Source organism: Streptomyces bambusae (genome assembly GCF_019400985.1).
GTDB classification, from domain to species: Bacteria; Actinomycetota; Actinomycetes; order Streptomycetales; family Streptomycetaceae; genus Streptomyces; species Streptomyces bambusae_A.
Map to the genome: position 1 here is coordinate 1 of NZ_WTFF01000305.1, position 8,850 is coordinate 8,850.

Sequence of the window (8,850 nt, forward strand, 5' to 3'; positions counted from 1 at the left end):
GGGCGGGGGCGGCCGGGGCGCGCGGGCGGCTGTCGGCCGCTGGTGTGACCGGCGGCCGGGCGCGCGCCGGGCCGTTCCCGCAGGAGCCCGCCAGGGAGTGGTGGGCCCGGCCCCCGCGCCGGATCAGGTCCGGGGCGGGGGCCGGTCCGGGTCAGGGGTTGCGGACGCGGTGGGCTCGGGCGAGGTCGTCCAGCTGGTCGGTCAGCTTGCGGCGCAGGAGGGGGATGATGTCGGGGTTCTCCAGGCAGGCGCGGCCCGCCCGCAGGTTGTCCTCGTCGACCGCGTGGACCGGGAAGGCCCAGCGGCCGGCCGCTTCGCCGATGGCCGGGCCGCGGCGGGCGCCGAGGGCGACGGCGTCGGCGTAGTAGCGGGTGACGTACTCGCGGACGAGGTCGGCCTGTTCGGGCTGCCAGAAGCCCTGGGCGGTGGCGGTGAAGAGGTAGTTGGAGAGGGTGTCGTCCTCGAAGAGGCGGGCCCAGGCCGCGGCCTTGGCCTCGGCGTCGGGGAGGGCGGCCCGGCAGCGGGCGGCGCCTTCCTCGCCGGTGGCGCTGGGGTCGTCGGCGAGGGCCTGGGAGATCTCCGCCTCGCCGATCGCGCCGAGGACGGCGAGCCGGCCGAGGATGCGCCAGCGCAGCTCGGGGTCGAGTTCCGGGCCGCCGGCGACGGTGCCGTCGGCGAGCCAGGCGGCGAGGGTGTCGGGCTGGGTGGCGCTGTCGATGAAGACGCGTACGGCGGCCAGCCGCAGGCCGGGGGCGTGCCCGTCCTCGGTGCGCCGGATGATGTCGCGGCAGGTGGAGGTGATCAGGCGCAGTGCGCCGGCCCGTTCTCCGGCGGCGACGAACTGGTCGGCGAGCTGGCCGCGGGCGAAGCCGAGGACGCCCTGGACGATGGCGAGGTCGGTCTCCTCGCTCAGGTGGGTGTGGACGGTCTCCAGGTAGGCGGCGGGTGCGAGTTCGCCGTCGCGGACCATGTCGCGCAGGGAGTTCCACAGGATGGCGCGGGTGAGGGGCTCGGGGACGCCGGAGATCCGGCGCAGGGCGGTCTCCAGGGATTCCTCGTCGAGGCGGACCTTGGCGTAGGTGAGGTCGCCGTCGTTGAGGAGGACGAGGGCGGGGCGGCGGCCGGCGCCGGAGATGATCTCGTCGGTGGGGACGTCGAGGTCGAGGCGGTCGCGCAGTTCGAGCGCGCGGTCCTCGCCGGGGGTGTGGTCGTAGGTGGCGACGGCGATGCGGTGCGGGCGGCTGCCGTCGCGGCGTACGGCCAGGGACCAGCCGCCGGGGCCCTCCTGGATCTCGGGGGTGAGGGTGTCGGTGCCGGTGGTGCGCAGCCAGATGTCGGCCCAGGCGTGGACGTCGCGGTCGGTGCCGCTGGCCAGGGAGTCGACGAAGTCGGCGAGGGAGGCGTTGGCGAACCTGTGGCGGGCGAAGTGGGTGTTGATGCCCGCGAGGAAGTCCTTCTCGCCGAGCCAGGCGACGAGCTGGCGCAGGGCGGAGGCGCCCTTGGCGTAGGAGATGCCGTCGAAGTTGAGGAGGGCGGAGGCAGTGTCGGGCACGCCGTCGGGGTCCGGGGCGACGGGGTGGGTGGAGGGGCGCTGGTCGGCGTCGTATCCCCAGGCCTTGCGGGTGACGCCGAACTCGGTCCAGGTGTCGGTGAAGCGGGTGGCTTCGGCGGCGGTCTGGTAACCCATGTACTCGGCGAAGGACTCGTTGAGCCAGATGTCGTCCCACCAGCGCAGGGTGACGAGGTCGCCGAACCACATGTGGGCCATCTCGTGGGCGATGACCATGGCGCGGCGCATGCGTTCGGTGTCGGTGACGGCGGAGCGGAAGACGAATTCGTCGCGGAAGGTGACCAGGCCGGGGTTCTCCATGGCGCCGGCGTTGAACTCGGGGACGAAGGCCTGGTCGTAGGAGTCGAAGGGGTAGGGCTCGGTGAACTTCTCGTGGTAGCGGTCGTAGCAGTCCGTGGTGACGCGGAGGATTTCGTCGGCGTCGGCGTCGAGGTGGGGGGCGAGGGACTGCCGGCAGTGGATGCCGAAGGGCAGGCCGGCGTGCTCGGTGCGTACGGAGTGCCAGGGGCCGGCGGCGACGGCGGCGAGGTAGGTGGAGATCACGGGGGTGGGGGCGGAGCGCCAGATGCCGGCGCCGTCCGTGTCGCGGTCGCCGGTGCGCTCGGTGATGCCGTTGGCGAGGACCGTCCAGTGGGCGGGGGCGGTGACGGTGAAGGCGAAGACGGCCTTGAGGTCGGGCTGGTCGAAGGCGGCGAAGACGCGCTGGACGTCGTCCATGAACATCTGGGTGTAGACGTACGTCTCGCCGTCGGCGGGGTCGGTGAAGCGGTGCAGGCCCTCGCCGGTGCGGGAGTAGCGCATGCGGGCCTGGACGCGCAGCTCGTGGCTGCCTTCGGTGAGGCCGGGGAGCGGGAGGCGGTTGTCGTCGAGGGCGGCCGGGTCGAGGGGGGTGCCGTCCAGGCTGACGGAGTGCAGTTCGTCCGGTTTGAGCTCCACGAAGGTGTCGCCCGTGGCGAGGGCGCTGAAGCGGATCACGGTGGTGGAGTCGAACGTGTCGTCGCCGCCGGTGAGGTCCAGGGCCACGTCGTAGTGGTGGACGTCGAGGAGGGCGGCTCGGGTCTGCGCTTCGTTGCGCGTCAGTGCGGACATAGGGCCCATGCTGCCTGAACGGGCGCGCGAGCCCCAGTCCCCTCCCCCGGTCCCTGGCTCGGGCGCTTGCCTCGGGGCCTTGGCCTGGGCCTTGGCCTGGCCCCGGCACCCGGCTCAGGTTCCGGGGAGGATACGGCGCGTTTCGTAGGCCCACATCGCGATCTCGACCCGGTTGCGGGCGCCGAGTTTCGCCATCAGGCTGGCCAGATGCGTCTTCACCGTGCTGAGGCTGATGTGCAGTGCATCGGCGATCTCGGTGTTGGTCAGTCCGCGGGCGACGGCGAGGAGCACCTGCTCCTCGCGGGCGGTGACGGGGGAGACCGGCTGGGCCACGGGCCGGCCGGCGGGCAGGTCCGCGAATGCCTGGAGCAGACGGACGGTGACGCTGGGCGCGATGAGCGCCTCGCCGTCGGACGCCGACCGTACGGCCTGCGCCAGAAGGTCCGGTCCCGTGTCCTTGAGGAGGAATCCGCGGGCGCCGGCACGTAGTGAGCCGTAGACGTACTCGTCGAGGTCGAACGTGGTGATGACGACCACGACCAGCGGGTCGGTGACGCCCGGGCCGGCGAGCAGCCGGGTGGCCTCGAGCCCGTCGAGCACGGGCATGCGGATGTCGAACAGGCAGACGTCGGGGCGTAGTTCGCGGGCCAGACGTACCGCTTCCCGCCCGTCGGCGGCCTCGCCGACCACCTCGATGCCGGGCTGGGCGTTCAGTATGATCCGCAGCCCGGTGCGGATGATGGTCTGGTCGTCAGCGACGAGGACGCGAATGGACACCGCTCTCGCTCCTCGCTCCCGGCAGTTCGGCGTCGACATGCCAGCCCCGGTCGGTACCCGGGCCGGCTCGTAGTGTGCCGCCGAGCAGCGTCGCGCGCTCGCGCAGTCCGGTAAGTCCGTATCCGTCGCGACCCCGGCCGGTGCGCCGGCCGTTGTCGCGTACGCTCACCCGTACCGTGTGCCGTTCCGCGGTGACCCGGACGACGAGCTCGGTCGCGTCGACCGCATGGCGCAGTGCGTTGGTCACCGACTCCTGCACGATGCGGTAGACGGCCGCGTCCACGGCCGGGGGCAGTGCGTCCAGTTCGCCGTCGAGCTCCAGGTCGACCCTGAGGCGACCACCGGGGGTGCGCACCAGGCGCTCCAGATCCGCGACGCCGGCAGGGGGCGCCAGCTCGGCGCCGACCCCGCGGTCGCGCAGCGCGGCGACCATGGCGCGCATTTCCTCCAGCGTGCGCGCCCCTTCCTCCTCGACCCCCTCCAGCGCCCCGACGGCGGCGGCCGGGTCGGTGCCCGCGAGCACCCGGCCCGCCTGGGCGATGATCACCATGGCCGACACGTGGTGGGCCACCGTGTCGTGCAGTTCCCGAGCGAGCTGCTCGCGCTCGCGGGAGCGTACCTGGTCCAACTGCCGCTCGTGAGCGGTCGCACGGAACCGTACGGCGGCCCCGACCACGCCCGGCAGCAGCAGGAAGACGAAGCCCACGACCTTTTCGACGACCGGGGTCGCGTCCGTGACGACACACAGCGCGCCGACCGCGACGATCACCGCGCTGCCCAGCACGATCTCGCGTCCCGATCCCCACCGGGGCAGCGCGTACACCAGCACGAGCACGACCGTGCCGGTGTACAGGCCGACGGGCTCGCCCGGTGCGGCGACGAGCGAGGCCACCGGAAGCAGGATCACCGAGCCGAACGCCAGCGTGACCATCGCCAGCGGGCGGGTCCGGCGCCACAGGGGCAGCAGGCACAGCCATACCGCCAACACCGCCGCCACCGGTCGCCACACGACGTTCTCGCGCAGCGTGGCCTCCAGTGCCACACCGGCCAGGCCCGCGGCGAGCAGCGCCCAGTCCCGCCACACCCGGGCGGGTGCGGCGGGCGGCCGGGGTTCGTTCCACAGGGTTCGCAGGTCGTCTCGGAGCACGGTTCTCAGCCTAGGGACCGTGGCGTGCCGCGCATCGGCCGAAAGTACGGGTCGTCACTCGGCCCAGGGGCCGACGGATCCGCGGCCCGCGGGCCGATGCCGTGGAGCGCGGTGGCGACGAGCCTGAAGTATCGGCGGCCGCACAAGGACGGCCGACGAGGTGGTTGGAGGACCCGATGCTCTCGAAAGCCCTGTTGCGCCTGGGCGGGGGCGCTGCCCGCCATCCCTGGCGGGTGATCGCGGCATGGCTGGTCGCCGCCACGCTTGCCGTCCTCGCCGCGATCGCCTTCGGCGGGCGGACCGCGGACTCGATGACCGCTCCGGGGCTGGACTCCCAGCGGGCCGCGGAACTGATCGAGCGGGCCGGCACCGGCCAGGAGGGGATGACCGCCCAGGTGGTCGTCACCCCCCTCGACGGCGCTGCGACGTTCTTCGACCACGCCGGCGCGCGCACCGCTCTCACGCGGCTGCAGACCGAGGTGAAGCGGCTGCCGCACGTGCTCGGCACGAGCGACCCGGCGGGGGCGCTCGACGCGGGCCGGGACGCCGCCGTGCGCGGCGGCCTCGTCTCGGCCGACGGGCGGATCGCGGTGGTCCGGGTGCAGTACCCCGACCAGAGCCGGCTGTCGGCCGAAGACCTCGACGCCCTCGTCGGTCTCGGCGACCGGCTGCGCGCCGAGCTGCCGCTGCGCGTCGAGATGGGCGGGAACCTCTTCTACGCCTTCTCCGACCCCGACGGCGGCGTGAGCGAGTTGATCGGCCTCCTCGCCGCGGCCGCGATCCTGTTCCTGGCGTTCGGTTCGCTCGTCGCCGCCGCGCTGCCGATCGGCATGGCGGTCTTCGGGCTGACCGTCGGGGTCGCCACGATGACGGTACTGGCGGGGGTGACGGACGTCCCCGCCTTCGCGCCGGTCCTGGGCAGCATGGTCGGGCTCGGAGTGGGCATCGACTACGCGCTGTTCGTGCTCGCCAGGCACCGGGAGTACCTTGCGCGCGGGCTCGATCCGCAGGCGGCGGCCGGACGAGCGGTGGCCACGGCGGGGCGGCCGGTGGTCTTCGCCGGCGGCACCGTCGTCGTGTCGATCCTCGGCCTGGCGGTCGCGAACGTGCCGTTCATGACGGTGGGCGGGGTTGCCGTCTCGATCGTCGTCCTGACGATGGTGCTCGCGTCGGTGACGCTGCTGCCGGCCTTCCTCGGCGCGGCGGGCCCGCGTCTGGGGCGGGCCGGCCGGATCGGCAGGATCGGCGGGATCGGCGGGATCGGCCGGGCTCTGCGGACCGGGAAGCCGGGCCGACTCGCACGGCGGCGGGACAGGGTGGCGGGCGCCGCTCCCGCCGCCGGTTGGCGGCGCTGGATCGGGCACGTCAGCCGGCACCCGGTGTTGTACGCGGTCGGCGCGGCGGGGCTGCTGCTGACGGCGACGCTGCCCGTGCTCGGCCTGCGCGTCGGCCTGCCCGACGACGGCTCACTGCCTCAGAGCCGGACCGAGCGCCGCGCGTACGACCTCGTCGCCGAGGGGTTCGGCCCGGGCACCAACGGTCCCCTCGTCATCGCCGCGGACCCCGCCGGTGATCCGGGAGTGCTGGACCGGCTCGTCGGGGCGGTCGCGGCGGATCCGGGCATCGCGTCGGTCGCGCCGACGCACATCGATCAGGGCACCGGCATCGCGACCCTCGTGGTGTTCCCGGCCACCGGCCCTCAGGACAAGGCCACGGCCGACACCATCGCCCGGCTGCGCACCGACGTGCTGCCCACGGCGATCGGGCACGGCCCGGCCAGGGCCCACGTCGGCGGCGCCGCCGCGAGCCTGTCCGATGTGGGCCGACGCACCAGCCAGCGCCTGCCGGTGTTCGTCGCCGCCGTGCTGGCGATGTCGTTCCTGCTGCTGATGCTGGTCTTCCGCTCGGTACTCGTACCGCTCAAGGCGGTAGTGCTGAATCTGCTGAGCATCGGCGCGGCCTACGGCATCATGGTCGCGGTCTTCCAGTGGGGCTGGGGAGGCGCGCTCATCGGGCTGGAAGCGACGGTTCCGATCGTGTCGTTCATCCCGATGTTCCTCTTCGCCATCCTGTTCGGCCTGTCGATGGACTACGAGGTGTTCCTCCTGTCCCGCGTACGCGAGGAGTACCTGCGCACCGGCGACAACGGCACGGCGATCGTCGAGGGCGTCTCGGGCACCGCCCGGATCATCACCTCGGCCGCCCTCATCATGGTGGCGGTCTTCCTGTCCTTCGCCGTCGCCGAGGACCCCTCCGCCAAAATGTTCGGGCTCGGCCTGGCCACCGCGATCTTCATCGACGCCACGGTCGTACGCATGGTGCTGGTACCGGCGACCATGACACTCCTCGGCCGGACCAACTGGTGGCTGCCGAAGTGGCTGGACCGGATGCTTCCCCGCGGCCCGGTCGGCACCGACGACACCGATGACACCGATGACACCGACGCGGAATCCACAGAGCAGGTACGGCTCGATGAACTCCCAGTCCAGAACGGTCAGTTGCACTCGCGTCAGGTAGGACCGTCCATCGGACCGGACCGTGCCACGAAGGCACGTCCCGGAGATTGATCACGACTCGATACGCGCCTTGGTCCGGCCTTAGTCCTCGTCGTCCTCCTCGCCGGCGGCGATGGTCTCGTGGTGGCGGATGACCTCGGCGATGATGAAGTTCAGGAGCTTCTCGGCGAAGGCCGGGTCGAGGTTGGCGTTCTCGGCGAGCTGGCGCAGGCGGGCGATCTGGCTGGCCTCGCGGGCGGGATCGGCCGGGGGGAGCTGGTGGCGGGCCTTGAGGTGGCCGACCTGCTGGGTGCACTTGAAGCGTTCCGCCAGCATGTGGACCACGGCCGCGTCGATGTTGTCGATGCTCTCCCGCAGGCGGGCGAGCTCGGCGTAGACGTACTGGTCGATCTCGCTGGTGTTCATGGTCCCCGAGCTTACGTGGCGCGGGGGGCCGGTTCCCGGGCGTGTGTCACCAGGTGAGACGGCGGGGGCGAGGTGCCGGCGGGCCGCCCTCGCCGCGCCCGCGCCCCCGCCCGTCCGGCCGGTTCGGACCTGGCCGGAAGGGCGGGGGCTGACGGGCGGGCGGGGCCCGGGGCGGGCGTGGGCGGCTACCGCCGCCGGGCTCGCCGGGTGGCTCGGGTGGTGCAGGTGGTTCGGGTGATGCAGGTGGTTCAGAGGGTGGCGGCCGCGTTCTTGATCTGGTCGGCGAAGGTGGAGACCTCGGTGTAGACGCCGGGGTACTCGGGGCGGGCGCAGCCTATGCCCCAGCTGACGATGCCGACCTGGATCCAGGCGCCGGCGTTGTCGCGGCGGAACATCGGACCGCCGGAGTCGCCCTGGCAGGTGTCGACGCCGCCGGTGCCGAGGATGCCGGCGCAGATCTCCTCGCCGGGGATGAGGTCGTTGCCGTACGCGGCCTGGCAGTCCGCGTCGGAGACGAACGGGACGGTGGCCTTCAGCAGGTAGCGCTGCTGGGAGCCGCCCTCGCGGTTGGCGCCCCAGCCGGCGACGGTGAAGGTGCCGTTGTTGTACTCGGTGGTGTCGGCGATCTTCAGGGTCGGCAGGTTGATCGGCTGGGCGAGCTTGATCAGGGCCCAGTCCTTGCCGGAGCCGTTGTAGCCGGGGGCCTGGAGGACCTTGGTGGAGCGGACCTTGATGGCCTTGGAGCTGCGGAGGTCGACGACGCCGGCGGTGGCGGTGATGGAGGTGTTGTTGCCGCTGCCGGAGACGCAGTGGGCGGCGGTCAGCACGATCTGCTGGGTGTAGAGGGCGCCGCCGCAGCCCATGGAGAGCCGGACCATCCAGGGGAACTCTCCCTGGGCGGCGCGGGTGCCGCCGACGACGGGGTTCGGGGCGGCGCCGGCCGAGGCGGGCTGGAGGCTGAGGGCCGCGAGGGCCACGGCGCCGGCGGCGAGGGTGCGCTTGAGTAACCGGGTGACGGAGTTCGACACGGTTGACACACTGCCTTTCGTGGGGGGTCTGGCTGTGCGTGCGCCATCGGGTGAATGACGCGTCCATGTCATACCCGGGGGGAGGTGCCCGCCAAGGCAGCGTTTCCAGCCAATGTTCCGGTGCGGGCGGGAAACCGGGGCCCCGCTGCGCGGGGCGGGGCTCGGCGGGGCCGGGGTCGGGGGGGGCCCACCGGGGGCGGCGGAGGGAGGGTCGCGCCGTCTCTTGTCTGCCACCGGCGCTACGGGCCACCGTTCTCCGTTGGGACAGAGTGGTGTGCGGCAGTCTTATGTGCACTATATACTTCACAGCAGTTGAGA

6 protein-coding genes are annotated in these 8,850 nt (G+C 72.7%); 1 reads left to right on the forward strand and 5 read right to left on the reverse strand.

Going from position 1 to position 8,850, the window contains the following annotated elements:
* Nucleotides 1–151 precede the first annotated feature (151 nt).
* From pepN to GPJ59_RS29400, 3 genes are all read right to left on the reverse strand, one after another.
* Entirely contained in the window at nt 152–2,659 is a 2,508-nt protein-coding gene (pepN, locus tag GPJ59_RS29390) for an aminopeptidase N (RefSeq protein WP_219670840.1), read from the reverse strand.
* Nucleotides 2,660–2,773: 114 nt separating this feature from the next.
* Entirely contained in the window at nt 2,774–3,436 is a 663-nt protein-coding gene (locus GPJ59_RS29395) for a response regulator (protein WP_219670842.1), read from the reverse strand.
* Nucleotides 3,411–4,583 (reverse strand): sensor histidine kinase, encoded by a 1,173-nt coding sequence (locus GPJ59_RS29400; RefSeq protein WP_219670843.1) that lies wholly within the window; start codon nt 4,581–4,583, stop codon nt 3,411–3,413. Before GPJ59_RS29400 ends, GPJ59_RS29395 begins: the two co-directional genes overlap by 26 nt.
* A 176-nt stretch (nt 4,584–4,759) precedes the next feature.
* Here GPJ59_RS29400 and GPJ59_RS29405 point away from each other — a divergent pair, with 176 nt between their 5' ends.
* Entirely contained in the window at nt 4,760–7,150 is a 2,391-nt protein-coding gene (locus GPJ59_RS29405) for an MMPL family transporter (RefSeq protein WP_258025103.1), read from the forward strand.
* A gap of 30 nt (nt 7,151–7,180) precedes the next feature.
* On the opposite strand, the gene GPJ59_RS29410 is transcribed toward GPJ59_RS29405, so the two are convergent.
* Both GPJ59_RS29410 and GPJ59_RS29415 read right to left on the reverse strand, forming a co-directional pair.
* A complete protein-coding gene (locus GPJ59_RS29410) occupies nt 7,181–7,504 on the reverse strand; it encodes a chorismate mutase (protein ID WP_219670851.1) in 324 nt (107 codons plus the stop codon).
* Nucleotides 7,505–7,752: 248 nt separating this feature from the next.
* The gene (locus GPJ59_RS29415; RefSeq protein WP_308120552.1) at nt 7,753–8,532 is read right to left on the reverse strand and encodes a serine protease; all 780 of its coding nucleotides are present in this window, start codon (nt 8,530–8,532) and stop codon (nt 7,753–7,755) included.
* Between the last annotated feature and the right edge of the window lie 318 nt (nt 8,533–8,850).

Coding starts and splice junctions, on each gene's coding strand:
- pepN (WP_219670840.1), bottom strand. CDS start 2,659: ATGTCCGCACTGACGCGCAACGAAGCGCAGACCCGAGCCGCCCTCCTC.
- GPJ59_RS29410 (WP_219670851.1), bottom strand. CDS start 7,504: ATGAACACCAGCGAGATCGACCAGTACGTCTACGCCGAGCTCGCCCGC.
- GPJ59_RS29405 (WP_258025103.1), top strand. CDS start 4,760: ATGCTCTCGAAAGCCCTGTTGCGCCTGGGCGGGGGCGCTGCCCGCCAT.